Annotated in this window: 28 protein-coding genes; 11 read left to right on the top strand and 17 right to left on the bottom strand. The window is 37.6% G+C overall.

Annotated features, from left to right (window positions below; genetic code table 11):
* Positions 1-5 precede the first annotated feature (5 nt).
* The 7 genes from FVB32_RS06295 to FVB32_RS06325 all read right to left on the bottom strand — a co-directional run bounded on the left by FVB32_RS06295 (position 6) and on the right by FVB32_RS06325 (position 5,420).
* Positions 6-542, bottom strand: a complete 537-nt coding sequence (locus tag FVB32_RS06295) for a hypothetical protein (protein ID WP_147742269.1) — start codon at positions 540-542, stop codon at positions 6-8.
* Positions 543-565: 23 nt separating this feature from the next.
* On the bottom strand, positions 566-1,102 hold the full coding sequence (locus FVB32_RS06300) for an OmpA family protein (protein ID WP_147742271.1): 537 nt from the start codon (positions 1,100-1,102) through the stop codon (positions 566-568).
* Positions 1,103-1,452: 350 nt separating this feature from the next.
* The gene (amaB, locus tag FVB32_RS06305; protein ID WP_147742273.1) at positions 1,453-3,006 is read right to left on the bottom strand and encodes an L-piperidine-6-carboxylate dehydrogenase; all 1,554 of its coding nucleotides are present in this window, start codon (positions 3,004-3,006) and stop codon (positions 1,453-1,455) included.
* A gap of 75 nt (positions 3,007-3,081) precedes the next feature.
* Positions 3,082-3,453 carry a DUF1304 domain-containing protein gene (locus FVB32_RS06310; protein ID WP_147742275.1) on the bottom strand — a complete coding sequence of 124 codons (372 nt, stop codon included), beginning with the start codon at positions 3,451-3,453 and terminating at the stop codon, positions 3,082-3,084.
* Between the two features lie 2 nt (positions 3,454-3,455).
* On the bottom strand, positions 3,456-3,995 hold the full coding sequence (locus tag FVB32_RS06315) for a 3-hydroxyanthranilate 3,4-dioxygenase (protein WP_147742277.1): 540 nt from the start codon (positions 3,993-3,995) through the stop codon (positions 3,456-3,458).
* A 116-nt stretch (positions 3,996-4,111) separates the two neighbouring features.
* Positions 4,112-4,624, bottom strand: coding sequence for a CAP domain-containing protein (locus tag FVB32_RS06320; RefSeq protein ID WP_147742279.1), 513 nt, complete (start codon positions 4,622-4,624; stop codon positions 4,112-4,114).
* 274 nt (positions 4,625-4,898) lie between these two features.
* Entirely contained in the window at positions 4,899-5,420 is a 522-nt protein-coding gene (locus tag FVB32_RS06325; RefSeq protein WP_147742281.1) for a CvpA family protein, read from the bottom strand.
* A 61-nt stretch (positions 5,421-5,481) separates the two neighbouring features.
* Here FVB32_RS06325 and FVB32_RS06330 point away from each other — a divergent pair, with 61 nt between their 5' ends.
* From FVB32_RS06330 to FVB32_RS06340, 3 genes are all read left to right on the top strand, one after another.
* Complete coding sequence (locus FVB32_RS06330) at positions 5,482-5,838, top strand: hypothetical protein (RefSeq protein WP_147742283.1); 357 nt, start codon at positions 5,482-5,484, stop codon at positions 5,836-5,838.
* The gene (locus tag FVB32_RS06335; protein WP_147742285.1) at positions 5,839-6,159 is read left to right on the top strand and encodes an antibiotic biosynthesis monooxygenase family protein; all 321 of its coding nucleotides are present in this window, start codon (positions 5,839-5,841) and stop codon (positions 6,157-6,159) included.
* Between the two features lie 206 nt (positions 6,160-6,365).
* Positions 6,366-8,033 carry a glycerol-3-phosphate dehydrogenase/oxidase gene (locus FVB32_RS06340; protein ID WP_147742287.1) on the top strand — a complete coding sequence of 556 codons (1,668 nt, stop codon included), beginning with the start codon at positions 6,366-6,368 and terminating at the stop codon, positions 8,031-8,033.
* Here FVB32_RS06340 and FVB32_RS06345 read toward each other — a convergent pair.
* Positions 8,030-9,355, bottom strand: coding sequence for a serine aminopeptidase domain-containing protein (locus FVB32_RS06345; RefSeq protein WP_147742289.1), 1,326 nt, complete (start codon positions 9,353-9,355; stop codon positions 8,030-8,032). The genes FVB32_RS06340 and FVB32_RS06345 overlap by 4 nt on opposite strands.
* A 101-nt stretch (positions 9,356-9,456) precedes the next feature.
* Between FVB32_RS06345 and FVB32_RS06350 the strand changes: the two genes are divergently transcribed.
* Positions 9,457-10,230 carry a LytR/AlgR family response regulator transcription factor gene (locus FVB32_RS06350; RefSeq protein WP_147742291.1) on the top strand — a complete coding sequence of 258 codons (774 nt, stop codon included), beginning with the start codon at positions 9,457-9,459 and terminating at the stop codon, positions 10,228-10,230.
* Between the two features lie 2 nt (positions 10,231-10,232).
* Here FVB32_RS06350 and FVB32_RS06355 read toward each other — a convergent pair whose 3' ends face one another.
* The gene (locus tag FVB32_RS06355) at positions 10,233-11,234 is read right to left on the bottom strand and encodes an NAD(P)H-dependent glycerol-3-phosphate dehydrogenase (protein ID WP_147742293.1); all 1,002 of its coding nucleotides are present in this window, start codon (positions 11,232-11,234) and stop codon (positions 10,233-10,235) included.
* Positions 11,235-11,358: 124 nt separating this feature from the next.
* Between FVB32_RS06355 and FVB32_RS06360 the strand changes: the two genes are divergently transcribed.
* A complete protein-coding gene (locus tag FVB32_RS06360; protein ID WP_147743436.1) occupies positions 11,359-12,282 on the top strand; it encodes a nicotinic acid mononucleotide adenyltransferase in 924 nt (307 codons plus the stop codon).
* Positions 12,283-12,406: 124 nt separating this feature from the next.
* On the opposite strand, the gene FVB32_RS06365 is transcribed toward FVB32_RS06360, so the two are convergent.
* A complete protein-coding gene (locus FVB32_RS06365) occupies positions 12,407-13,270 on the bottom strand; it encodes an AraC family transcriptional regulator (protein ID WP_147742295.1) in 864 nt (287 codons plus the stop codon).
* Positions 13,271-13,416: 146 nt separating this feature from the next.
* Between FVB32_RS06365 and FVB32_RS06370 the strand changes: the two genes are divergently transcribed.
* From FVB32_RS06370 to FVB32_RS06390, 5 genes are all read left to right on the top strand, one after another.
* Complete coding sequence (locus FVB32_RS06370; protein WP_147742297.1) at positions 13,417-14,388, top strand: phytanoyl-CoA dioxygenase family protein; 972 nt, start codon at positions 13,417-13,419, stop codon at positions 14,386-14,388.
* A 35-nt stretch (positions 14,389-14,423) separates the two neighbouring features.
* On the top strand, positions 14,424-16,100 hold the full coding sequence (locus FVB32_RS06375) for a sodium:solute symporter (protein WP_147742299.1): 1,677 nt from the start codon (positions 14,424-14,426) through the stop codon (positions 16,098-16,100).
* A 1-nt stretch (position 16,101) separates the two neighbouring features.
* Complete coding sequence (locus FVB32_RS06380) at positions 16,102-16,896, top strand: SDR family NAD(P)-dependent oxidoreductase (RefSeq protein WP_147742301.1); 795 nt, start codon at positions 16,102-16,104, stop codon at positions 16,894-16,896.
* Between the two features lie 28 nt (positions 16,897-16,924).
* A complete protein-coding gene (locus FVB32_RS06385) occupies positions 16,925-17,338 on the top strand; it encodes a Dabb family protein (protein WP_147742303.1) in 414 nt (137 codons plus the stop codon).
* Positions 17,339-17,447: 109 nt separating this feature from the next.
* Positions 17,448-19,028 carry a SulP family inorganic anion transporter gene (locus FVB32_RS06390; protein ID WP_147742305.1) on the top strand — a complete coding sequence of 527 codons (1,581 nt, stop codon included), beginning with the start codon at positions 17,448-17,450 and terminating at the stop codon, positions 19,026-19,028.
* Here the strand turns inward: FVB32_RS06390 and FVB32_RS06395 are convergent.
* Genes FVB32_RS06395 through FVB32_RS06415 form a run of 5 tightly spaced genes read right to left on the bottom strand, consistent with a single transcriptional unit; the run spans position 19,025 to position 22,376 of the window.
* Entirely contained in the window at positions 19,025-19,312 is a 288-nt protein-coding gene (locus tag FVB32_RS06395) for a hypothetical protein (protein WP_147742307.1), read from the bottom strand. The genes FVB32_RS06390 and FVB32_RS06395 overlap by 4 nt on opposite strands.
* 60 nt (positions 19,313-19,372) lie before the next feature.
* Entirely contained in the window at positions 19,373-19,963 is a 591-nt protein-coding gene (locus tag FVB32_RS06400; RefSeq protein WP_147742309.1) for a DinB family protein, read from the bottom strand.
* Between the two features lie 9 nt (positions 19,964-19,972).
* Positions 19,973-20,335: a YciI family protein gene (locus tag FVB32_RS06405; protein WP_222707949.1), complete on the bottom strand. Its 363-nt coding sequence runs from the start codon at positions 20,333-20,335 to the stop codon at positions 19,973-19,975.
* A 38-nt stretch (positions 20,336-20,373) separates the two neighbouring features.
* The gene (locus tag FVB32_RS06410; protein WP_147742313.1) at positions 20,374-21,087 is read right to left on the bottom strand and encodes a membrane or secreted protein; all 714 of its coding nucleotides are present in this window, start codon (positions 21,085-21,087) and stop codon (positions 20,374-20,376) included.
* Positions 21,084-22,376, bottom strand: a complete 1,293-nt coding sequence (locus FVB32_RS06415; protein ID WP_147742315.1) for a hypothetical protein — start codon at positions 22,374-22,376, stop codon at positions 21,084-21,086. Before FVB32_RS06415 ends, FVB32_RS06410 begins: the two co-directional genes overlap by 4 nt.
* Before the next feature lie 151 nt (positions 22,377-22,527).
* Between FVB32_RS06415 and FVB32_RS06420 the strand changes: the two genes are divergently transcribed.
* Positions 22,528-23,634 carry a LamG domain-containing protein gene (locus FVB32_RS06420; RefSeq protein ID WP_147742317.1) on the top strand — a complete coding sequence of 369 codons (1,107 nt, stop codon included), beginning with the start codon at positions 22,528-22,530 and terminating at the stop codon, positions 23,632-23,634.
* 7 nt (positions 23,635-23,641) lie between these two features.
* Here the strand turns inward: FVB32_RS06420 and FVB32_RS06425 are convergent, their stop codons facing one another.
* On the bottom strand, positions 23,642-24,133 hold the full coding sequence (locus tag FVB32_RS06425; RefSeq protein WP_147742319.1) for a hypothetical protein: 492 nt from the start codon (positions 24,131-24,133) through the stop codon (positions 23,642-23,644).
* Between the two features lie 82 nt (positions 24,134-24,215).
* The gene (locus FVB32_RS06430; protein ID WP_147742321.1) at positions 24,216-24,695 is read right to left on the bottom strand and encodes a c-type cytochrome; all 480 of its coding nucleotides are present in this window, start codon (positions 24,693-24,695) and stop codon (positions 24,216-24,218) included.
* Positions 24,696-24,761 lie beyond the last annotated feature (66 nt).

Raw genomic sequence — 24,761 nt, forward strand, 5'->3', positions numbered from 1 at the left:
AGGGATTAAAATTTACCAGACTTATGTTTGTCTTGCCATTTCCTTAATTTTTTCCATTGCCCCTCATAAGCCATTTTAGCCTGCATGGGCCAAGAAGCAGGATCATGTATTCTATACCGATCTCCTCCTGAATTCAAAACTTCTTGACATTTATCTGCTGAAGTTTCAGAGAGTGCTTTCCATGTTTTTATATTGAAGTTATGGAATAGGCCTTCAATTTTAGGGCCAATGCCTTCTACTATCTTTAAATCATCTTGTTTTACTTTCTTGCCCAGTGCTGCTTTGGCAGTTGCCGCATCAAATCCTGAAACAATTGGAGCTGAAGGAATTTTGGTTTTTGAAGAAGTTGATGAAGCTTCTTTTCTGCATGCTTCCAGTTCTGTTTTTAGCTTGGCGTTTTCTGCTTCAAGCGCATTTATTTTTGAATGGTCTGGAGGCGAAGCTTCTTTCCCTTTCCCTATAAGGTATCCTAAGATTCCAGAAATAATACCAACTAGTGCGGGAATAACCCAACACCAGATATTTAGATTTTCAAAATTCATTATAATGAGGTTTAATAGTTAGTTTAATTCGATTCAGGTGCTGTCTTCTCTTCAGTAATAGCGTAAGTAATCGGCCCTAAAAGGGTTGTGCCTTCAAGAGTTAGTCCGTCCATGAGTTTTCCAGCTGTTGCTATTTGTTTTGATGGGATACCGCTTAACATTAATTGGTTTTTTACGGAATGTGCTCTAGCTAAACCTAAGGTATTGTAAGGCGTATTGTTTTCCTCACCCTCAGCATACAATCCGGTAAGCGCTAATACCTTTATTGGGTTTGCTTCCAAGTATTCTTTTATCGTAACAATACCTGCTTTTAGTTCATCAGAAATAGGCATTAAAAAAGAGGGACTGGACAGTTTAAAGTTGAAGTTATCTTCAATGGTATGTTTGAAATCTCCATCTACCATAGAAAACGAATTTGATTTTGTTTGAGGATTTTTTATCTGTTTAATAACAGCATCGGTCGATGGAGCTATACAAGAACTGCACAGATTTATGTAGAGCAAAGTTCCAATACCAATAACAGCAAGTATCCCCAGCAAGTATGTGGTCTTTGTTGTCATTAGCAATGATAATTAGTGTTGAGTACACCAAATTATTAAAAAAATGCTAAAAACTTCAGTTTAACACTAAGAATCTGAGGTGTTTAGAATATGGTACGGTTCATGATACTTAATGGGAAAGAACAAAAGATGAGCTAAAAAACACCAATCATACACTTTTCTGAACCAACGATAATATTGCGGTTTAGAAGTAGTAAAAATATTTAGAACTTAGACCTATATATTAGGCAAAGAACCCTATTTCTCCCGACAAAGATCCGGCACTGAAATAGGGTTTAACTTAAGTTTGAGTTAGTTAAGTTGGTTTAAAGACCGCCAATCTTGTGTTCATCCAGGATGGCGGGCTTTTTTTATAAATCGAATTTTATTCCTTGTGCCAAAGGCAGTTCTGTAGTATAATTTATGGTATTGGTCTGTCTACGCATATACACTTTCCACGCATCAGATCCACTTTCTCTACCGCCACCTGTCTCTTTTTCTCCTCCAAAAGCACCACCTATTTCAGCACCAGATGTTCCAATATTTACATTGGCAATACCACAATCGCTACCCCAGGCAGATAGAAAACGCTCAGCCTCACGGAGGTTGTTGGTCATAATTGCTGAGGAGAGCCCTTGGACCACACCATTTTGAATGGCAATGGCATTTTCAACATCTCCAGAATACTTTAACAAGTACAGTACAGGGGCAAAAGTCTCATGTTGTACAATTTCGAAATCGTTCTGGGCTTCGGCAATGGCGGGCTTAACATAGCAACCACTTTCATAACCTTCACCAGCTAGAACACCTCCTTCTACAATGATTTTCCCTCCTTCGGCAACTACTTTTTCCAATGCTTTTTTATACATGGAGACAGCATCTGTATCAATTAAGGGACCAACATGATTGTTTTCATCTAATGGGTTTCCGATTCGTAACTGTTTGTAAGCAGCAACTACAGCATCTTTAACTTTATCATAGATGGAATCATGAATAATTAGTCTACGTGTTGAGGTGCAACGTTGTCCAGCTGTTCCTACCGCACCAAAGACAGCACCAATGACGGTCATTTTAATATCAGCATCTGGAGTAACGATAATGGCATTGTTACCACCCAACTCCAATAGTGATTTTCCTAATCGTGCTGCTACTGCTTGCGCCACAATTTTTCCCATGCGAATAGAACCTGTTGCTGACACCAAAGGAACTCGGCTATCATTGGTCATAAGTTCTCCCACCTTATAGTCACCATTTATTAAACAGGAAATACCTTCAGGAAGGTTATTTTCCTTGATAACTTGGGCAATTATATTTTGACATGCTACTCCACATAAGGGTGTTTTTTCTGAAGGTTTCCAAACACAAACATCACCACATACCCAGGCTAAAGCTGTATTCCAAGCCCATACAGCTACCGGAAAATTAAAGGCTGAGATAATGCCCACAATACCAAGGGGATGATATTGCTCATACATTCTATGTCCAGGACGTTCTGAATGCATGGTTAAGCCATGTAACTGTCTTGAAAGACCCACTGCAAAATCACAGATATCGATCATTTCCTGTACTTCTCCCAATCCTTCTTGGTAAGATTTACCCATTTCATAGGAAACCAATTTGCCCAATGGCTCTTTAAGCTCACGCAGCTTTTCTCCAAATTGCCTTACAATTTCCCCTCTTTGAGGAGCTGGCATCAATCGCCATTCTTTAAAGGAGGAAGTAGCAGTTTCCATTACTTTTTCATAATCCGCTGGAGAAGTAGTTTTTACCTTCCCAATCAACGCACCATCTACGGGTGAATAAGAAGATATAATCTCCCCAGAACCAAAATGGTTTAAACCAGTTGATGTACCTTCATTTATTTCAGAAAGCCCCAGTTGATCAAGGGCTTTGTTTATTCCAAAAGCAGTTGCAATTTTTGACATTTATAACTTTTTAATCTTGAATTGTTATATTTTTTCAAAACTACGAATAATCCTGATTCTGACAGCTAAGATTTCTTAAAGGAAATGATCGAGTAAAAGGAGTGTTATTCCAATGAGTGCAGGAAGCGCTTGAATGGTAAATATTTTTTTGGAAGCGGTAAGCGCTCCAAAGATTCCGGCTACGGCCACGCAGCCTAGAAAAAATAAAGCCACATATAGCTGCCACACCGAATCTTGAATAAGCAAGGACCAGACAAGTCCAGCGGCTAGAAAGCCATTGTACAGCCCTTGGTTGGCGGCTAATGTTTTGGTGGGTTCAAATAAATCTTCAGGAAAAGAGCGAAATACTTTTTTGGCTTTTGTGGTCCAAGCGAACATTTCTAACCATAAAAAATAGAAATGTAGAACAGCAACAATTAGGATAATAAGTTTGGCGGCTATGAGCATAATTAGTCTTTAGCAATAAATCGTTCATCAACAGGCATTACAGTGCTACAGTTTTTACAGGTGCGTAATTCTTCTGACCCGTAAAAATGTTTAAAGTGTCCAAGAAAATCCTTTTCAATGTCATGTAAAGTGAAATAGGCTTCGTATAATATGTTATTGCAGTTGTCGCAAAACCATAACAAGCCATCATCCACATTCATATGGTCTCTTTTTCGTTCCACCACCAACCCGATGGATCCTTCATGACGGACTGGTGAGTGCGGTACTTTGGCAGGGTGAAGGTACATATCTCCTGGACCAAGTTTAAAAGTTTTTTTTTCTCCTTCGTCCTGTATATGCACTTCTATATTTCCTTCCAATTGGTAAAAAAGCTCTTCGGTTTCATTGTAATGGTAATCATTTCTGGCGTTAGGTCCCGCGACAATCATTACAATATAATCTCCGGCGTCTTTATATAAGTTTTTATTACCAACAGGGGGTTTAAGGGTATCTCTGTTTTCCGCAATCCATTTGGTCAAATTAAAAGGTGGAAGTATGGCCATTGCTAAAGATTTTACGAAAGGTATAAAAAACCTTTGTTGGTACATAGGCTTTAACAAAAAAGACCTACTGTAATGCAGGTCTCTTCAAACACTTATGTATAAAACTAAAATTCTGTCTAATCCACTTTCATAAATATTTGGGTACAATAGGCCCTACCGTTCTTGTCTAATTCAACATTTAAAGTGGCATGAGTGAATTCGCCCTCCAGTGTGCTTTTATGGGAAGCGCTATTTAGCCAACCATTTAGCATCGCTGAAGCGGTGGAATAATATCGAGCCACATTTTCAGAAACGTTAACGGCGTTGATTTCGAGTGCAATTTTTGAAGCCCTTGCATCGAAATTATCGTGGCTTAATTCGTTTTGGGAAATCATATAATTGCTGTGTTCCTGAGCATGGACATACGATGATGAACTGTTTTGCAATTGAGAAGCGCCTATGGATAATCTGTGTTCGTTTACCAAATTGAATAGCTCTTCCTCCATTTTTGATGGATCAATTACAATTTTTTCGTTTTCGAGAAACGCCTCGGTCAGTTGTTTTTCTTCTTCAGCCGTGGATGTTTTACTGCACATACTGAATATTATTGTCAGCCCAACTACCAGAGAGAGGTAATATACTTTTTTCATTTCCGGGGGTGATTATTGAGACTTGTTCTAAGAGTCTCATGTGTTCTAATGGCTAAACTAGATGCGAGGGTTGGCTATGCCATAAAATTTCCATAGGTGTACAGATTAATCCGTTAAGCTGCAAAAATTAGGGTTTTAAGCCATATTTACTGAAAATACCTAATTCCTTTCATCGAGAAAAAGAGACCGTTCATACGACTCAGTTACAAACCAATAGCTTAAGAATATGATGGGTTAGGAAAGAACAAAAGCAAACCCGGTTAAACTACTAAAACTATAGGAGTTGATTTTCATTTTCGGTTGAATCTTTCTTGTCATCTTGTAGCACGAAGGCAAAAACAAAAGCACCAATTTCTTTTACCGGTTCATAAAAAATAGATTCTTTTTTAGTCTCTTCATTAATAAAGTTTAGGGAAGAAGTAAGTCTGTCAAAAAAAACCAGAAACGCTCCAAGGATGATAGCTACTTTTAAAGCTCCAAAAACACCACCAGCTACTTTGTTCAATAGACCAAGCATTGCAAAATCGGCAATCTTTGTTAAGAATTTACCAGCAAAGTGAACTAGCAAAACAATACCAAAAAAGGTAATTAAAAACGATGTGATTTTAATATATCTATCACTCCAGTTCATACTCTCAGAAAGGTAGTCCGCTGTTATGTAGGAGAAGTGTATTGCACCATAAATACCCGCTATTAAAGCAACTAAAGATGCTATTTCTACAAAAAGTCCATTTTTTAGCCCTTTATACAGCCCCCAAACAAGGAGTACTCCAATAACAATATCCAAAAAGCTCATATACGGGTTTTTAACAAATATAGGATATTGATTTGTACCTTTGAAGCTCTTAAAAAAATGCATGGCAAGGGACGAAAAGCTTAAGGAACGATGGGAGATTCTTGTAGAAAAATTATCCAATCAATTTTCTGATGGGGACCCTTTGGAGATTGATGGAATCATCTACTTAGTCGGAGTGCAAGAACTGGGTAATTTTCACAGAAGCTTTAAAAAAGATGAGAAGGTGAACTTGATGCACATTGCCATTTGCAGATTGTTGGAGCCCTATGGATACTATGATTTTGATTTTTTTGATGAGGAGGGTTGGCCCCATTACAAAGTAAAGGAACAACTACCGCCGTTAAAAGCAGGTGAACAATCTGTATTAATGAAGGAAGCTGTTGTTAATTATTTTTTGGAAAAACAATATATCACCTAAATGGAATTGCAAGAACCGTATTACGCAGTAATTTTTACCAGCACAAGAACCGAAGGGGATAATGGCTATGGACAGATGGCTGTTGAAATGGAAGAATTAGCGCGTAAACAACCCGGATTTTTAGATTTTGAGAGCGCTAGAGAAGAAGTTGGGATTACCATAAGTTATTGGGAAAATTTAGAAGCAATAGCCAATTGGAAGGCCAACGTAGACCATCGTGTTGCGCAGCGTAAAGGAATTAAGGAATGGTATTCTTGGTACAAAGTACGAATATGTTTGGTAGAACGAGAGTATGATTTTCATCAAAATAAACAAAAGTAGCACAGTGTAGCATACTTTTTTCACATCTTTGTATATCCATACAATCATAAGGAGTAAGTTTTTGATATGAGATTTGGGTTTGTTTTGACAGAAAGTGATTATTTGGTTTACGCAATGGATTTAATATAAACTTAATCCCATCATCGATGTAAACGTTTACATTTTTGTGTAATTTTGAAGCTTGCCCTCAACAAATTAAAAAGGATATGAAAGAGCCAGTTAGATTTTCCAACCTTGATAGGGAAAAAACCATTCAAAAAGTTTCAGAAGAAGCTTTTGACCTCGTCGTAATTGGAGGTGGAATTACTGGTGGAGGAATTGCATTGGATGCTGCTTCAAGAGGAATGAAGGTGGTGCTGCTTGAAAAAGGAGATTTTGCCTCTGGCACAAGCAGTAAATCGACAAAATTAATCCATGGGGGACTTCGCTATCTAAAACAGTTCGATTTCTGGCTGGTAAAGGAAGTGGGCTCAGAACGCGCTATTGTGCACAAGCTTGCTCCGCACCTAGTGCTGCCAGAGAAAATGTTGCTACCGCTTATTGAAGGAGGCTCATATGGTAAATGGCTTACATCTATCGGACTTAAAGTATATGATATTCTTGCCCAAGTTACTGGAGATGATAAGCGACAAATGTTGGAAAAAAAGGAAGCATTGAAATTAGAACCTCTTTTGCCTAAAAAGATTTTAAACGGGGCCGGATATTATGCGGAATACAGAACGGATGATTCCAGATTAACCGTTGAGAATATAAAAACCAGCTTACAGTATGGTGCCCAAGCATTGAACTATACCAAGGTGGTTGATTTTATTTATGAGAATGAAACCGTTGCTGGAGTTAAGGTAAAAGACGAAGCTTCTGGAGAAGAATTTAGCATCAAATCTAAATATGTAATAAGCGCGGCTGGACCATGGGTGGATGAGTTGAGGAGCGTTAACAATTCCAAAAAAGGAAAACGCCTGCATTTGACCAAAGGAGTTCACTTGGTTTTTCCACGAGAGAAACTTCCAGTGAAACAATCTGTATATTTTGATATTCCGGATGGCCGAATGATGTTTGCTATTCCAAGAGGTAAAATTACTTATGTTGGTACAACAGACACCAATTTTAATCTGGACAAGGACAATGTTAAAACAGATTTGGCAGATGCCATCTATTTAATTTCTGCTGTGAATAATATGTTTCCAAACATTAATTTGGAAATGGAGGATATCATCTCCTCTTGGGCAGGACTTCGACCATTGATTCACGAGGAAGGAAAATCTGCTTCGGAGCTTTCAAGAAAAGATGAAATCTTTACATCAGATACAGGACTAGTGAGTATCGCTGGCGGAAAATTGACAGGCTATCGTAAAATGGCCGAAAGGGTAGTTAATCGCATAGTGAAGAAAATGGAAGAGGACTATGGGATTAACATTCCAGAAGGCACCACGGATAAAATACCGCTTTGCGGCAGTGATTTCAAAAAATTCAAGCATGTAAAAAAGTATATTGATGAGGTCTTTAATCGAATCAAAGAAGATGGATTTACAGAATACGACGCTTGGTATTTGGTCACCAACTACGGAAAACAAGCTGACATCATTTTAGAAAATTATGCCGCATTAAGAAATCAAGATGTTTATTTAAGGATGATAAGAGCCGAGGTACAATTTTCAATTGCACACGAAATGGCACTTAACCCTATGGATTTCTTTATCCGCAGAACAGGTAGGTTATATTTTGATATTGATAGTATCCGAAATTATATGGAACCTGTTTTGGAAGAATTTAAAAAGGCATACGGTTACAGCAATGATCAAATACTAGCTTTCAAGGAAAGTTTGCTAAAAGAATTGGATTCGCATTCCAATTTCTCGTTGGAACGGGATTAAGACTCTAGCTTAACTATTTCCTGTGCCCATTTAATAATGAGGTTGATCGTACCTGGATCCCATACCCCTTCTTTTCCTTCAAAGGAATTTTTAGGACTTTCATGAATGGTATTCCAGTGATCTAATCCAGGATACTCGTATAAAAGATGGTCTTTATGCCCAACCCGATCTAAGACTTCAACAATCATTTTATTGTCAAAAGAGGACATAATCCAATCATGGGTACCCCTTAGAATCCGCACAGGAACTTTCACCTTTTCCCATTGCCCGGCCAAATCAAACTCTTGTAGTTGTTGGTAATAGGCTACTGGCCTTCCATACATATGTGCTGCGGAGTGGTAATTATATTCTGAAAGTGCGGGATACTCATTGACCACTTGTTGGTAGGTTTTCTTTTGGATTAGCATACCATAATATAATGGGATATAATATTTGTTGAGTTTTTCAACAATTTGTGATTCTGAGTTTCCTTGAAACTGAAGAATGCGTCGTTCTATTTCGAGCATATGTTCGTACCATGTTTTAAAGAAAGTACCATCAGAGATTACACCTGCCAAATTAAATTTGTTGGCAAGGAAAGGAGCCAAAGCGCTTCCCATACTGGAACCATAAACCACTATTCTGGATGAGTCTACATAAGGTTTTGTCTTTAAATTTTTTATGGCAGCCTTGTACCCTTCTATATCTGTTATGAAATCGGATTGTCCGCAATCTCCTTCGCTATCTCCAACACCAGGCTTTTCTATTCGCATTACAACCATGCCTGATTTTTCTACCAAGTCTTTAATGGTCTGTACCCAATTACCCTTTCTGCCAGGGTATGTTTCAATACTGGAACAACTCAGCCCGCCAATCAATACTATCGCGGGTTGTCTTCCTGGTTTTTTGGGTTTGGTGATAATGGTTCTTTGGGTAATGCCATAAGAACTTGTAATTTCTTCATAATAGGTGTCAATTCCAGTATGTTTTTCTTGTTCCAAAGGATTAAACTCTACTGTGGCTTCAAAAACTTGACCATCGCGAAGGGCTTTAATGTTCGTTGCCTTGTTTGCTCTAAGGCCATAAGAAATTTCACTCCAAACCTCATCATCCTTTAATAGCACCCCATCCACTTCAAGAATAATATCGTCCATTAAGAAACCAGCCTTTTGCAATGGACTGTTAGTATTGAGTGCAATAATTTTTGCGCCGGGCACACTTCCATTGGGGCCTTCAATTTTAGCTTCCCAAGAGGTTCTACGACCCAATAATTGGGCGTTGATATGAACAGTAGAAAAAACAATCAGAATAGTAAGCAGAGAGAGTTTGGTATTTAATTTCATCAATGAAGATTTAAGTTTTCTTTAAAATTAGATTGCCTACTTTTAGTCTTGAGACAATTTATACGTAGCTGCTTTCTTTTTATGCGAATGTGACCCTTATCATGACTTGGAATTTTAGCGACATGAAATTTGCCAATAATTTTTACATATTAAATTCAAGGATAGCCACCCATGTGCTTTTTTGGGTTGTGTATTACCTCTTATTTGGATTTATATGGGCAGGCAAAGAAGGCTATTTGGCTTCTTATTATTTAGAATTTATTCTGCTGCCTGTTCGGATTCTTGCGGTTTACGTCACTATTTATTTTCTGTTGCCCCGTTTTTTGTTGAAACGAAAATTCAGAAACTTTTTTCTGGGGTATGGTATTACACTCTTGCTAGGTGGAATTTTACAGCGTGTATTTATACATCTCTTTTATGAAGAGTTGCTATTAAACGATTCTAGTGCGGGCTTGTTTAGTATCATGATGTTGGTAAGAGCGATTATATTAATCAATACTACAGTGCTGTTGATTCTAGGAATGAAATTATTTCAGCTTTGGTCTATTGAACATGATAAAAACAAAACGCTGGAAAGCGATATTTTGGAAATACGATCCAATCGCAAAACACATCGCGTTGTCATTGACAACATTTTATTTGTGGAAGGATTGGGAAATTATGTCACCTTTCATCTGGCCGACAAAACAAAAATTACCAGCTATGGAAGTATAAAAAATACGCTAGAGCAGTTGCCAGAAAATTTTAGAAGGGTGCACAAATCCTATATTGTAAATAAAGGACATATAAAATCTTATGATACCATATCTATTGATATTCAGGATACCTCTATCCCAAGGGGAAAAAGTATTCCAGATGAGGTGCTCTTACAATAAAATCAATCTAATTTTTCGGTAAGCTTTTTAAAAACCTTTTTCGGGTTTTTGTCGCAATAGAGAACTTGAAACACTGCATTTATTATAGGTGTCTTAGATTTTTTTTCCCGCTTTTCACTTAGCAGATGGGCGCTTTTGGTAGCATAATATCCTTCCGCAACCATATTCATCTCCATCATGGCACTTTTTACGGTATACCCTTTGCCAATCATATTGCCAAACATGCGATTTCGGCTAAAGGTGGAATACCCAGTAACCAGCAAATCTCCTAAATAAGCAGAGTTGTTAATATTACGTTTCATTTTATACACACTGTCTATAAAGCGTTTCATTTCCCTTATGGCATTGCTCATCAATACACTTTGGAAATTATCACCATACCCCAGTCCATGTGCAATACCAGCAGCAATGGCATAAATGTTCTTGAGCATTGCCGCATATTCCGTTCCAATAATATCATCTGAAATTTTTGTTCGGATGTAATGGCTTTTAAAATGTTTAGCCACCAATTCCGCTTTAGCGGCATCTGCGCAAGCAATGGTAAGATAAGACAAGCGCTCCAATGCAACTTCCTCGGCATGACATGGCCCAGTAACCACCCCAATATTTTTGAATGGAATATTATAATGCTCATGAAAATGTTCTCCAACAATTAATCCGCTTTCAGGAACAATTCCCTTAATGGCCGAAAAAACTATTTTATGGCTAATGGGAGCATCAAGTTTTTTGAGTTCACTTTCTAAAAAAGCTGAAGGAATGGCAAAAATGAGAATGTCCGATGCTTCAATAATTTGATTAATATCCGCAGTCAATTCAAGTTTAGAAGTATCAAACTCAACCGAACTAATATAATTGGGGTTGTGCCTTTCTTTTTTTAAATGCGCAATTGCAGATTCACTTCGCATATACCAAGCAACAGTATCCAGGTTTTCAGAAAGCATTTTCACAATAGCAGTTCCCCAACTACCGCCTCCCAATACTCCAATCCGCAAGTTGTCTTCCATAAACAAGATTTAGATGGCAAAACTAAACAATCCAGCAATTACAATATTAATAGCTGATTATCAAATAGTTACACTTTTTGGCATGGTGCTTGGTTTATTCTTGATGAATCAAAAAGCCAGGAATATGAAAATTGGAAAACTACTACTCGGAATTATAAGCATAGGTCTTTTGGCCAGTTCTTGCTATACAGAAGTTGTATTTGAGGATGACTTTATAGAACAATCACCAATAAATACAGCCTTGGTATTGGAATCATACGATTTATGGTATGTCGATATCAATGCAACAAAAGGAAATGGTGAAGTCCCTTTTTTACAAAGAGCATTTACAATTTCTTTTGATAGGGGAATTATTTATGCCAATAACAATATTGTTGGTATAGGCAAAACAGGAAATGGATTGGGAATAGATGTAGGTTCTTATGGAACGTTGAATGGAGTTGTTGATATAAACCATGATATTGATGGAGATTGGTTATTGGATGTTTTTGCGGTAAACAACAGTACTTTGGAATTATATGATTCACGTTCAAATACCTCCTACATCATAAAAGGATATCAGCGAAACAATTTTGATTATGACATGGTCTTCTATGACAATATTGACTATTTCTTACAGGAATATGAGGCGTGGGAGAAAATCTATACAAGTGAGCTTGGGGCCATAAACGAATTTGATGATGAGAACTATCTTCAGTTTTTGTCAAGCGCTAATGGTGCCTTTTTTAGATCATCTGTGGATGGTAGTGGGACACCGATTGTGAATCTACAATGGGACTATGAAGGAGATTACGAAGTTTTTGATGTGGCGAATGATACTACACTTAAAACTTTAACACTGGATTATGACTTCTTGGGCAATGATTATTTTGAGCTGTACGTTATTGATGATAGTACTATTGAATTGTATCATGTGGCAAGTGAGACGGTATATGAGTTTACAGGAAGAGGGTACAAACAATATTTAAAGTCAGGTAAGAGTACTGATAAAAAGCGTTCAAAAGTTAAAAATTCCATAATGTCTGTTACTCGGCAAAGAAAAATGTAAGGAAAAAATATAGTGTTCGACTACTTAGACAAGTTTTTTGGTTGGTTATTTAGTTAAAAATCGCCTCAAGCATTTCACGCTTGGGGCGTTTTTTTTGAAGAAGTAAAAAGTAACAGACCAATACTTACTTTTTCATCTTCAAATTAACTTGATACTGCCTTTTAAATTCCGAAGGGTTTTCTCCGCTTATTTTTTTAAACGTACGGTTAAAATAAGAAAGACTTTCAAATCCACATTCGTAGCAAGTCTCCCCCACATTTTTACCCATCAACAATAATCGCTTGGCCTGACTTATTCTATACTGATTAAGAAAACTGGTAAAGGTATTTCCGGTGGTCTTTTTAAAATATCTACAAAAAGCTTCTTTACTAAGATTACATAGTTGGGCAACTTCAAAAACTTCTATTCTCCGCTGATAACTCCTATCCACAAACTCATGGATATTTCTCAACCGATCTTGTTCTTTTTTCCGATACCTGTTTACAAAAGGATAATCATGGAGTAGAAAAAACTCATTGCTGTTGGCAAGCTCCTTCAATATTTGAATAGATTCCATGAAAAGATCAAATGCAGAAAGTAGATGTAATTCTTTCAGCCTTTTCCCAATATGCTTTTTTGTCTCACCTGTAAATACAATACCATGTTTCGATTTTTCAAATAAAGTATCTATTAATGAAAACTCAGGAATGTCAGCTAACATTTGTTCTTTAAATGATGGTTTAATATGAAGCACATCCTTGATGTAATCAGTTTTGACACCATAATCGAAATTCAGGTGGGGAATGTTGGAGCCAATAAAGACAAGATCGCTATCTTCAAAGTTGGATATACTGTTGCCAACATGCCTGGTTGCACTTGCACCTTCTATATAAACCAATTCATATTCTGGATGAAAATGCCAGTAGAAAAGATGGTTCAGTCTAGGCAGATGCAAAAGCCTAAACGGGCTTTTGGTATTTGGCGCTATGGTCTCTAATTGAATCTTCAATTTTCACTAAAATATCATATAATATATATAATTGTAAATTAAAAGTCAATATAGTTCAAATTTTCATCAATATTAAGGTGGAGAACTGTTTGTAATGCCTCTAGTTTTATTCCATAGAATTTTAGTAAGTAGATAATAGTATTAATATGGAGAAAGATGTAAAATTGGAAATGGCCAATAAGGGACATGAAGAAATTCCCGGCAATCCATCCACGGCAACAAGCAGTAGTCAAAAATTAAACGATAGGTCCAATGGAAAACCACTAAGGGTACTTTCAGAAAAGGATTGGGAATTTTGGATACATAATGGGTACATTGTTATAAAGAATGCCATTCCCATTGAACAGGCCAAAGCTACGGCAGATTTTTTATGGGAGTTTGATGAGAAAGATCCAAAGGATTCCAAAACATGGTATGCACCACCACGTGCAGAAATGAAAATGAAAGAACTGACAGGAACCGGAATGGTTGAGGTGTATAACCATCAACATTTATGGAACAATAGGCAAATGCCAAGAGTATATAATGCCTTTGTGGATGTTTGGGGGACAGAGAAATTATGGGTCACCATTGATCGGGCCAATCTAAATTTCCCATTACAACCAGGCGTGGAAAAAAAAGGATTTATCCATTGGGATTATGACCCCGAGACTCGGCCACAAAACGTGCAAGGGGTATTGGCTTTGGCAGATCAAACAGATGAAAATATGGGAGGCTTTCAATGCATACCATGGCTTTATCGCAATTACGATACCTGGAAGCTGACCCAGCCAGAGGATAGAGACCATTTTCAACCAAGTCTAGAGGGGTTAGAAGATAAAATTGTAAAGGTGAAAATGGAAGCCGGTGATTTATTAATTTTTAATAGCACCGAGCCCCATGGTATTAGACCCAACAAATCTGGCAACAAAGTGCGAATTGCCCAATACATTTCCATGATGCCTGCCGAAGAAAATAATGAAGCATTACGGCAATGGCGAATCAATTCCTGGAAGAATCGAATTGCCCCAGAAGGATATGCATTTCCTGGTGATCCTAGAAATTGGGAACGTGATAAATATGATACGGCAAACCTCACTGATCTAGGTGAAAAATTATTAGGTTTGAAGAATTGGTAACGTACGTATCATTAAAATAACCAAACGTTAAATTTATGACCACCACAATGAGTTTTTGGGATGTGGGTATCATCCTATTTTATTTTGCCGTTATACTTTGGATTGCGAAGTGGGCATCAAAAGGTAATAAAGAAGGAAGTGCGGCAGATTATTTTCTTGCAGGTAAAAATCAAGGATGGTTAGTGGTCGGAGCTTCTTTGTTTGCTTCAAATATTGGCTCCGAAATCATTTTAGGGGTTTCTGGAGCTGGTGCTAGGGCAAACATGCCAATGGCTAATTTCGAAATAATTGCCTCCTTGGTTCTAATATTATTGGGGTGGGTATTTGTCCCATTTTATTTGAGAACAGGGGTTTACACCATGCCTGAGTTTTTAGAGAAAAGGTATTCAAAAGCATGTCGAAACTATCTTTCAGTAGTCTCCATATTAGCGTATGTAATTACAAAGATTTCCCTTATTATTTTTGCCGGAGCCTTGGTTTTTGAAACCATTGGTGTTCCATTTTGGACAGGCGCCATTATTACCGTTATTGCCACGGGCTTTTATACGGTATTGGGGGGATTGAAAGCAGTTATTTATACCGACATGGTGCAGGCTGTTATTTTATTGGTGGGAACCATTGCGGTGACAGTATTTGGAATATATCAATTAGGGGGTTGGGATGGATTGATTAATACGTTGGAAGTTGCTGCTCAAACTCCCGGCAATCCACCAGCAGAACGTTTCTTTAATCTATGGAGACCAATGTCCGATACGGAATATCCTTGGACAGGAATGCTTTTTGGAGCACCAATTTTAGGGGTTTGGTATTGGTGTACAGATCAATATATCGTTCAAAGAACCCTGTCTGCAAAAGATGTATCTAATGCCCGAAAAGGAGCACTTTTTGCTGGTTACTTAAAACTATTGCCAGTGTTTATCTTCTTTATTCCAGGTGTAATTGCTTACGCGTTATTGCAAAAAGGTGAAATAAATTTTGTCTTACAAAATGCGGATCAAGCGTTGCCCACTATGATTAACAACTTTCTACCCATAGGGTTGAAAGGCCTGGCCATTGCCGGACTCTTGGCAGCGCTGATGAGTTCATTGTCTTCTGCCTTTAATTCAAGTTCAACATTGTTGACCATTGATTTCTACAAACAATACAGACCTAAAGCTTCGGATAAAAACTTAGTCCGATTTGGGCAGCTAGCTACCATTGTTCTGGTCATTGTAAGCTTGGGCTGGATTCCCTTTATGCGAAGTCTTATGGGGGGAGGAATTTTTCATTATTTGCAGAGTGTTCAAGCTTATATATCGCCACCTATTGCAGCAGTATTTTTATTCGGACTATTTTATAAATGGATAAATGCCAAAGGAGCAATAGTGGCGCTTTGGTCTGGTTTCATCTTGGGAATCCTTCGTTTGGTTACAGAATTCATGGCTAATGAAGGTGTTTTAATGGTAGAGAAAGGAACGCTATTGTCCTATTTTTTAGAAGTTAACTTTCTGCATTTTGCTTTGGTTCTTTTTCTTTTTTGTGCTGTAGTTCTTGCAGGAGTGAGCCGATTTGGGAATCCGAAGTCAGATGAGGAATTAGCCTTGGTAACCTTCCAGAAGTCCAATAATAGTGGCAAGTTCAAATGGTCGAAAGATGCTACATTGACGGTATTGCTTGTGGTTTTTGTTTTTGTTTTATGGGCATTGTTCAGCCCCTTAGGATTAGCAGGTTAATATGGATTTAAAATTAAAAGACAAAACAGTATTCATTACCGGTTCTACTGCTGGAATAGGTTTTGCAACGGCCAAAGCCCTTTTAAATGAAGGGGCGAAAGTAATTGTGAACGGGCGTACAAATCAATCCATTGATAGCGCGCTATCCAAATTGAAACAAGACTTTCCTTCGGGGGATGTTTCTGGTTTTGCTGCCGATTTTGGAGACCTGGAAAGTGCTAAACTGTTATGCGCGACATTGCCAGAGTTAGATATTTTAATCAATAATGTTGGTATCTATAAGGCAGCCCCTTTTTTTGAAATGGAGGATAGTTCATGGTACCAACAGTTTGAGAACAATGTAATGAGTGGTGTACGTTTGTCAAGACACTTTTTACCAAAGATGTTGAAAAAGAACTGGGGACGAATTTTATTCATTTCAAGTGAATGTGCGGAATTGGTTCCGCCCGATTTATTAGCGTACAGCATGACAAAAACTGCAATGGTGGCTATTGCCAAAGGGCTTGCACAGCTGACCAAGGCAAGTGGGGTAACAGTGAACTCCATTTTACCTGGTTCAACCCTTTCTGAAGGCGCAGAACAGTTTTTAAAAGATGAAGCCGCCAAATCAGGTAAAACCAAAGAAACTGTTGAAGCGGATTTTTTTAAAGAAGTAAGAACCTCGTCACTTTTACAGCGCTTCGCGACCGTAGATGAAGTGGCCTCAACTATAGCCTATTACTGTAGTCCTCTGGCTTCGGCCACAAATGGATCGGCCCTTAAGGTTGAAGGAGGAAGTACAGGAGGATTAATTTAAAATAATTAGTAACAAATATATAGTACAGATGAAGAACTTAAAGGTGATTATGATTATGGTGCTTTGCAATATGTTGTTAAACGCATGTGCAGAGAAAACTGAAAAAGAATTAAAAGAAGAACCTATGAAAGAAGAGAAATTATTAAGGCATGTCGTAATTTTTAAGTTCAACGATGACACTAGCGATGCACAAGTTGAAAAACTGAATAAAAGCTTTAGTGAACTGCCCAATCATATTTCAATTATTCAAGATTTTGAATGGGGTCTAAATGATAGTCCAGAAGATTTTCACCAAGGATTTACCCATTGCTATATGTTAACATTTAAGTCTGAGCAGGATAGGGATAGTATTTATACACCCCACCCAAAACATCAAGAGTTTGTCGCTAGCCTTGGACCATATGTAGAAAAAGTCTTTGTTGTTGATTATTGGGCAAATTAATTAGGATTGAATTCTGAATTCCGCAATTATTTGGGAATAATTGCAAAATGCAGGTAATAAAGGTTTTTCTAGATTAGAATGACTTAATTTTGCCCGCTTAAATTACAGGATGAAAAAGTATCTTAATCTCTTTGACTTTTCCCAGAAAGTAAACTATAGAACAGAAGTATTATCTGGGTTAACGGTGGCCTTGGCGTTGGTGCCTGAGGCCATTGCCTTTGCATTAATTCCTGGTTTTTCACCATTAACTGGATTGTACGCGGCCTTTGTCTTGGCTTTGGTAACCTCAATTCTTGGTGGTCGCCCTGGAATGATATCTGGAGCTACCGGCGCTGTGGCGGTAATTTTTGTTGGATTGATTTTGGAACTCAAACGGACATTTCCAGGTATAGAGCCGACCACCATATTAAACTACGTTTTTGCAACGGTCATCATAGCGGGTGTCATTCAGATTTTAGCCGGATTACTTCGTTTAGGAAAATTTATTCGTTTAGTACCGCATCCGGTAATGTTCGGATTTGTAAACGGTTTGGCAATAATCATTTTCATGGCGCAGTTCCCAAATTTTTATCAAAAAGGAACAGAAGAGTTGCTTACAGGCGCTTCATTATATACCATGTTGGGGCTAACGCTGTTGACTATGCTCATTATTTGGGGCTTTCCAAAATTGACAAAAGCAGTTCCTTCCTCCCTTTTGGCCATTGTAGTAGTTTCTGCGCTAGTTATTGGCTTTGGCATTGATACCCTTACCGTTGCTGATACGATGCAAGAAGGAGAAAGTATTAAAGGAGGCTTCCCACCCATATCCATTCCAAACATTCCCTTGACCTGGAATACGTTTTTAATCATCATTCCATATGCAGGTATCGTAGCAGGTGTTGGGCTTATTGAAAGTTTATTGACGCTAAACATTATTGATGAGATTACGGAAACCCGTGGTAGTGGAAACAAGGAATGTGTGGCGCAGGGTACCGCTAATATTCTATCTGGATTCTTATCAGGAATGGGTGGTTGTGCAATGATTGGGCAGAGTTTAATCAATACATCGTCAGGAGCAAGGGCAAGACTCTCTGGTATTACCGCGGCGGTGATGCTTTTGGTATTTATTATGTTTGGTAGCAGCTTAATTGAGCAATTGCCAATGGCCGCATTGGTTGGATTGATGTTTATGGTTGCCATAGGTACTTTTGAATGGGCTAGTTTTAAAACATTCCGGAAAATGCCGAATTCTGATGTTATAGTGATGGTTTTGGTGACTTTGATTACGGCCATTACACATAACCTTGCCGTTGCCGTTTTATTGGGCGTGATCATTTCGGCATTGGCCTATTCCTGGGAAAATGCAAAACGAATACGTGCTCGAAAATATATTGATGAGGATGGAGTAAAGCACTATGAGATTTATGGCCCCTTATTCTTTGGATCTACAACCTTGTTTGCAGAAAAATTCGATGTTCATAATGACCCAAGCGAGGTGATTATCGATTTTCAAGAAAGTAGGGTAGCAGACATGTCGGGGATTGAAGCATTGAATAAAATTACAGAGCGTTATGCCAAAGCAGGTAAAAAAGTTCACCTAAGACATCTAAGCAAAGACTGCATACGTCTATTGAAAAATGCGCAAGACATTATTGAAGTTAATGTTCTTGAAGACCCAACATATAAAGTAGTAGTAGATAAGATTAATTAGTAAAGGTTAGCTTGAAAAAGCAAATACCCTCCAAAAATTAAAAGACACAGAATTAAAAAAGCACCAAGATAATTTCTTATTTCCTGTAATCTATCTTTTTTAGCTTGGGCAATGATTTTATCTCTAATTTTTTTCTGCTCAAAAGGGGTAAGTTCCTTAAAGTGAAGTTTTCTCTCAGTAATATAACCGTCATAGGCCTCCCGGATATCACTATAACTACGCCTTTTATGCAACAAAGCGCGATTTGCTTTTATAACTAATAATGAGTGACTGGCGAACCCCATCTTTTAGGTTTTAATTATGGGTAGCAGAAAATAGCGTTTTGTTACAAAACCCTTAGCCCTTTAATTATTTCTAAGCCTACCGTTGAAAACGCTAATATTAGGATTTATAGGGTTCCCAGAAGTCCGTCGCATCATCGTGATTTGCCCTGCATGATAGATACAATCCGATAGCATTCCATTAATCATATTCCAATATGGATAAGGAGTTTGTTTTTCTCCACGTTGAAAAATGACTTTAAAATTTTCAAAATCAGCGGCACTTTTACCCGCCATCAACTGGCTTGCTGTCTGAAGATTGTTTAATGTCCCTTTACGTAAATCTTCATAGGTAAGTGCAGAAAGGTCCATAGGTCTAACATTGGGTTTGGACCCTGGCGCATTCATGATCATTTCAGACATTCCATAAATATGCTGAAGGGTTTCAAAAACTGTTCTACCCTCTTCCGAAGCTTTATAATCCAAATCTTTTTGTGCCAATCCCTCAGTTGCCCAATAATAACGGAAACCTAGACCATCAATCATTCTGGCAACCACATTTCCTGGACTATAATCTTCAGGGTAGTCGGGAATTTCATAATAGGGTAATTGTTTTTCTTGTGCTTGCATTTGTAAAGTCAAAATAAGAATGGGAAGTACTATATATTTTTTCATAAACTAAAATTATTCAATACACCCTTTATAAAAAGCATTGAAAGGGTGAACTTCAACATTAAAAAGTTTTTTTTGGAGCGCAATATCTTGATGTAGCATTGCTTTAGCAGCTTCCAAATCATCTGCTTTCAAAATGATCATTCCAGTATCGCTATAACGAGCACCTAAGATAATTTGCTTTTCCTTTCTTAGGTTAGATAAAAATCCGGAATGCTCTTTAAAATATGCCTGTTCTCCAGGTTGCTTCTCCATATCCCAACTTTCACCCAAAGTATAAAGCGCAATAAAATGTGGTTGAACATCTTGATGTTCTTGCGAGAACATCATAAAAGGAACACCTATAGTAAAACATAAAATGAGTACGGCTTTCATTCTTCCCATCTAGATTTGAGTAAAAGTAAAGATAATTATTATTGTTTCCGTAAACTCCATACTTCGTAAAGTGGATCTCCTTTACTACTAAACCCGGAATGGTGCCAATCCCCATCTTTTGTTTCAAAATCGAATTGAAGACTTGCTCCTACCCGTGAATTATCCCGAGAAAAAAACTCGATATTCTCCTGGTATTTACCATTAATGGTGGTGTAATTTCCACCACCCGTTGCCATAAATTGTTTGGTATCCGTGTTGTAAGCAATCCATTGGAACCTTGTTCCAGAAAGTATTTTCATGGTTTTTCGTGGTTGATCCACATTACGGGTTTGAAATTCTCCATTACGTTTACGGCCAGACATTAGCCAAGCGCCATTCAATGTGCCTGGATCATTATCATCTATTCGAGTCCAAACTCGGTCGTCACCTTTTATTTTCAAAAGGTGTTCAGAAAGTTCAATCTCGAAAGAAACTTGGGAACCAACACGGCTCGGAGTTTCAGAATCGAATTCCACAGTTTCGGTAACGGTATTGCCATTTATAGACCAAGCACCTCCGTTGGCACTTATAAAAGCTCCGGAATCCATATTAAACCATGTGGATACTTGGTGTCCTTCAGAAAAGATAACTACGTTCTTAAGCTGTTGGCCATCCGCGGTAGACTTTGTATTTTCCCAGGCACCCAGTAAGGTTTGTGCTTTTACGGATAAACAAAGAATACAAGTCAATATTGTCAAAATATACTTTTTCATCTGTTCTGTTTATAATTGAAGTCTTCTGAGTAAACTTTTTCTCCTTCCAAATTGTTTAAGTGCACAAAATCAACAGCGCCTTTTCCTGTAAATGTAAATATCAACCCCATAATTTTGCCTCTTTCTCCTTTAAAATCTGTATCCAAAGCAAGTTCATCATTTAAATAGTACTTGAGGCGTTGGTTAGAACTGACCAACCGTATAGTTTGCCATTCGGACATATTTGTACCTAAGGCAGAAAAATCGTTTTCCATTCCTGATAATATTGTATCACCCACCTTTACATTTAAGTTACTAACACAACCCTTATCCGTTATGCCCAACCAAGAAGCATCCTTTTCATCTATGATTTTCACTTCCATATATGGGCAAACAATCCCCTGTATATCATCAAACCTGACTTTTGTCTCTAAAACAAAGCTATCTGACCTTAAATCAGAGAACTCTCTGATATTAAAATATGATACAATGAGATTTTTATTGGGGTCTATATGGGATTGCTTAAAGGCTTCGTTTTTTACCCTCATACTTCCTTCATCAACTAATTTTGATTGATTGGGATAAAAGGGAATGTTGTCCAATCTATTGGATTTAGCAGTGGCAAACCAACCATCTGTTTGAATATTGACCCGAATTTTTCTTATAATCGTATCATTAGCAATAAGATGAGCCCAATGAAAACCGGGATAATAATAGATCTCGGAAAAATTCTTTTTGGCAGGGTCAATTGCTTTTTTATGGGTTGGATTCCAAGAACGTTGGATGAAGAAACTATCAGCTTCTACTCCCTGTAGGTCGTAGGAAAAAATGACAGAATTGGGAACATTATGGGTCACTGTTTTATTGGCGGAAAACTTTACACTATCTGGGATTTGTATCGGCTTATTATCGGTGGAAATAATTAGAAACACTATAATTGTTACAACCAACCCAAAAGCCAAAAAAAGCAAAAGTTTTATAGCCAGGGATGAGGTTTTTTTAGAGGTTTTATTCCCTGGTCCAAAAACTTTGTTTTGTTCTTGTAGAAAAGAGTTCCAATCATCATAGTCAATTAGCGAAGCCAATGCATTTAGGGTACTTGGGTGTGGCATTTGATTAAACTCATTCTTCCATAGCCGTTTCATTGTAGAAAGGCTGATTCTTGTGCCAGAACGTTCCTCCATCAACTCCATTAAATATTCCAAATCCCGCTGTCGGAGTCTTTTTCCAGAGGAGAATTGCTCTGGAAAAAACCGCTGCTCAATTTTTTTGATGCAATCTGAAATTGAATTTCTCTCTATAGCTTGCATAAAGAGCTTTTTGAAATGGACGAAAAATAAGCCATAAATAAACGGTTTTTGATTGCGTAACTAATGTAAAGAAGGCTCAATATTGTATAAAAATAAACCTTTTCAATTTTTAGCTATGACATGTCTGAATTCCATTCAAATTAAAATTTACTTGACTATAGCCTTACTAATCTCTGGTAAATTCCTGTTTGCCCAAAGTATTCCGTTGACTCCTCAAAATTGGCAAGTTGTGGATAATGAAAATAACCAAGAATTAGATTTACAAGTAAGCGAATACAAAGGCAAGTCGGCAATTCATTTGGGAAGGCATGAAATTGTGAAGCTAAAGACCAATACATATGAAAACTTTGTACTTGAAATGGATATTGCCGGAAAAGCAATGCCAGGTATTGGTTTTAGAGCTAAAGATTTATGGGATTACGAATTTTTGTACTTCCGTGTTTTTTCAGGAGGTAAAGATGATGCGATTCAGTATATCCCAGTCTTTCATGGATCACATCCTTGGCAATTGTACAATGAGCCTACCTATGAAACATCTGCAGAATTTAAATCACAAGAGTGGTTTCATGTTAAAATGGAAGTGTTTGATAAAAATATGCGGGTATTCATTGGAGATAAAGAAACCCCCAATATGCAAGTTGAACTACTACAGAAGGAATGTGATAAGGGCAGTGTTTTTTTGAAGACCAGTTTTGCGGAAGCTTATTTCAGCAATGTAAAAATACAGCCGCTTGAAAAACCTTTTACAATCGAGCAGCCGAGAACTGAATTTAAATATATTGCTGAATGGGAAATTTCAGAACAACTTCAAGGCAACATCCGTTCTCAAAGACAATATTTTGAATGGATAGGAAATGCCGAAAAAAACCATAAATGGAGGGCTATTGAAGCTGACATAACGGGGATTATAAACATGGCTCAATATTATGATCATCCGCAAGAATCAGCTTTTGCAAAAACGACCATTCATTCTGATGTTGCCAAAAAAATGACCCTTGCATATGATTATACCCAGGTATTGCTTATTTCCCTAAATAATAAGATTATTTTCTACGGTCGCGAGTTGGACATGAACAATTTTATGCGGGTAACCGATGGAGAACAAACGATAGAATTGTCATTGAATAAAGGAGAAAACAAGCTGGTTTTTTGGATTCGCTCTGATGACGAATGGCAAAATGAGGTAGGTAACCCTCCATATTTGGGGCGAAAACAAGCAATGAATTGGGGATTTATGGCAAGACTATTACAGGAATAGTAATATATTAAATTGGATTAAAAGTAAGCTCTAACATTCCTTCTTCCTCCAGGGCATTCCATTTTGATATCAGTTCCTCAAAACTGTTATTGATTTTCTCCAAACGCTCTTGGGTTAGGATTTCGGGAAATGCCAGACCATCTTCCTTTAACATCCCTTTTAATTGATCAATAAAATCGGAACCTATGTTTTTTTGAAAATGATCAATCAACAATAAATTTGCAATATGCTCGGTTTGCAATGACTCCACAGGTAGGTTTTTGGAAATCAATGCCTGCGGGCGTTGTTCCACGGGTAGTGAAAAATCTTGGATATTATATCCCTTGGCAAGTAATCCATAAAACGCATTGGTAAAGCCCAACTCAGTTTCTATCGCAAAATGCGCAAGGTCATGTAACTCAAAATCCACTTGTAATTTGTCCCAAGTTCTGGTTTCATCTGACCTTATACAGGTAAGTGTGCTTTGCTTATCCCTATATTTTTTAAATTGAATAATCATGATTTGATGAAATTATAGGCATAAAAAAGTGCTGTCATTACCAATTAAAAGGAATAACAGCACTTTTTTATGTTATCTGTATTTAAAGTGTGCGCAGATACTCAGCAAGATCCCTTGCCTCAGCCTCGGTAAGGTTTTGATTGAGCATAATTGCATTGTTGTATTCCTTTAACAGCGCTTTTGCAATAGGGTCTTCTCGTAACATCTCATCAGGATTCAATATCATATTCATGACCCATTCTGGACTTCTACGTTCATAAACTCCCTCCATTGCCGGACCTATCATACGCTGGTCTACCATATGGCATGCCACGCATATGGCGTTGAATTTAGCCTCGCCACGAGCAGCCATTTCTGTATCTATATCATCTGGAAACTCAAGATTTTTAATCGGTCCCACTCCTTTGTTGTCCAAATCTACCGGCACCCCTTCATTAGCTTGTGCTTTTTTGTCCTCAGATTTGGTACGGCTTACTTCAAAACCATCCTTTTTTTCTTCTTTTTTTCCGCCGCAGCTTGCTATAAAGGCACCTAATGCCAAGAACAGGAGTATTTTTTTCATCTTATTAATTTCAGTTGTAATTTGTTGTATTTGCAGCTACTAAGATAGTTAATTAGGCTTGAACTT

Source organism: Flagellimonas hymeniacidonis (assembly GCF_008040165.1).
Taxonomy (GTDB): Bacteria; Bacteroidota; Bacteroidia; order Flavobacteriales; family Flavobacteriaceae; genus Flagellimonas; species Flagellimonas hymeniacidonis.

What these genes read in the sequence shown, in the direction of transcription:
- FVB32_RS06295 (WP_147742269.1), bottom strand. Translation starts at nt 542, where the DNA reads ATGAATTTTGAAAATCTAAATATCTGGTGTTGGGTTATTCCCGCACTA.
- FVB32_RS06300 (WP_147742271.1), bottom strand. Translation starts at nt 1,102, where the DNA reads ATGACAACAAAGACCACATACTTGCTGGGGATACTTGCTGTTATTGGT.
- amaB (WP_147742273.1), bottom strand. Translation starts at nt 3,006, where the DNA reads ATGTCAAAAATTGCAACTGCTTTTGGAATAAACAAAGCCCTTGATCAA.
- FVB32_RS06310 (WP_147742275.1), bottom strand. Translation starts at nt 3,453, where the DNA reads ATGCTCATAGCCGCCAAACTTATTATCCTAATTGTTGCTGTTCTACAT.
- FVB32_RS06315 (WP_147742277.1), bottom strand. Translation starts at nt 3,995, where the DNA reads ATGGCCATACTTCCACCTTTTAATTTGACCAAATGGATTGCGGAAAAC.
- FVB32_RS06320 (WP_147742279.1), bottom strand. Translation starts at nt 4,624, where the DNA reads ATGAAAAAAGTATATTACCTCTCTCTGGTAGTTGGGCTGACAATAATA.
- FVB32_RS06325 (WP_147742281.1), bottom strand. Translation starts at nt 5,420, where the DNA reads ATGAGCTTTTTGGATATTGTTATTGGAGTACTCCTTGTTTGGGGGCTG.
- FVB32_RS06330 (WP_147742283.1), top strand. Translation starts at nt 5,482, where the DNA reads ATGGCAAGGGACGAAAAGCTTAAGGAACGATGGGAGATTCTTGTAGAA.
- FVB32_RS06335 (WP_147742285.1), top strand. Translation starts at nt 5,839, where the DNA reads ATGGAATTGCAAGAACCGTATTACGCAGTAATTTTTACCAGCACAAGA.
- FVB32_RS06340 (WP_147742287.1), top strand. Translation starts at nt 6,366, where the DNA reads ATGAAAGAGCCAGTTAGATTTTCCAACCTTGATAGGGAAAAAACCATT.
- FVB32_RS06345 (WP_147742289.1), bottom strand. Translation starts at nt 9,355, where the DNA reads ATGAAATTAAATACCAAACTCTCTCTGCTTACTATTCTGATTGTTTTT.
- FVB32_RS06350 (WP_147742291.1), top strand. Translation starts at nt 9,457, where the DNA reads ATGACTTGGAATTTTAGCGACATGAAATTTGCCAATAATTTTTACATA.
- FVB32_RS06355 (WP_147742293.1), bottom strand. Translation starts at nt 11,234, where the DNA reads ATGGAAGACAACTTGCGGATTGGAGTATTGGGAGGCGGTAGTTGGGGA.
- FVB32_RS06360 (WP_147743436.1), top strand. Translation starts at nt 11,359, where the DNA reads ATGAAAATTGGAAAACTACTACTCGGAATTATAAGCATAGGTCTTTTG.
- FVB32_RS06370 (WP_147742297.1), top strand. Translation starts at nt 13,417, where the DNA reads ATGGAGAAAGATGTAAAATTGGAAATGGCCAATAAGGGACATGAAGAA.
- FVB32_RS06375 (WP_147742299.1), top strand. Translation starts at nt 14,424, where the DNA reads ATGACCACCACAATGAGTTTTTGGGATGTGGGTATCATCCTATTTTAT.
- FVB32_RS06380 (WP_147742301.1), top strand. Translation starts at nt 16,102, where the DNA reads ATGGATTTAAAATTAAAAGACAAAACAGTATTCATTACCGGTTCTACT.
- FVB32_RS06385 (WP_147742303.1), top strand. Translation starts at nt 16,925, where the DNA reads ATGAAGAACTTAAAGGTGATTATGATTATGGTGCTTTGCAATATGTTG.
- FVB32_RS06390 (WP_147742305.1), top strand. Translation starts at nt 17,448, where the DNA reads ATGAAAAAGTATCTTAATCTCTTTGACTTTTCCCAGAAAGTAAACTAT.
- FVB32_RS06395 (WP_147742307.1), bottom strand. Translation starts at nt 19,312, where the DNA reads ATGGGGTTCGCCAGTCACTCATTATTAGTTATAAAAGCAAATCGCGCT.
- FVB32_RS06400 (WP_147742309.1), bottom strand. Translation starts at nt 19,963, where the DNA reads ATGAAAAAATATATAGTACTTCCCATTCTTATTTTGACTTTACAAATG.
- FVB32_RS06405 (WP_222707949.1), bottom strand. Translation starts at nt 20,335, where the DNA reads ATGAAAGCCGTACTCATTTTATGTTTTACTATAGGTGTTCCTTTTATG.
- FVB32_RS06410 (WP_147742313.1), bottom strand. Translation starts at nt 21,087, where the DNA reads ATGAAAAAGTATATTTTGACAATATTGACTTGTATTCTTTGTTTATCC.
- FVB32_RS06415 (WP_147742315.1), bottom strand. Translation starts at nt 22,376, where the DNA reads ATGCAAGCTATAGAGAGAAATTCAATTTCAGATTGCATCAAAAAAATT.
- FVB32_RS06425 (WP_147742319.1), bottom strand. Translation starts at nt 24,133, where the DNA reads ATGATTATTCAATTTAAAAAATATAGGGATAAGCAAAGCACACTTACC.
- FVB32_RS06430 (WP_147742321.1), bottom strand. Translation starts at nt 24,695, where the DNA reads ATGAAAAAAATACTCCTGTTCTTGGCATTAGGTGCCTTTATAGCAAGC.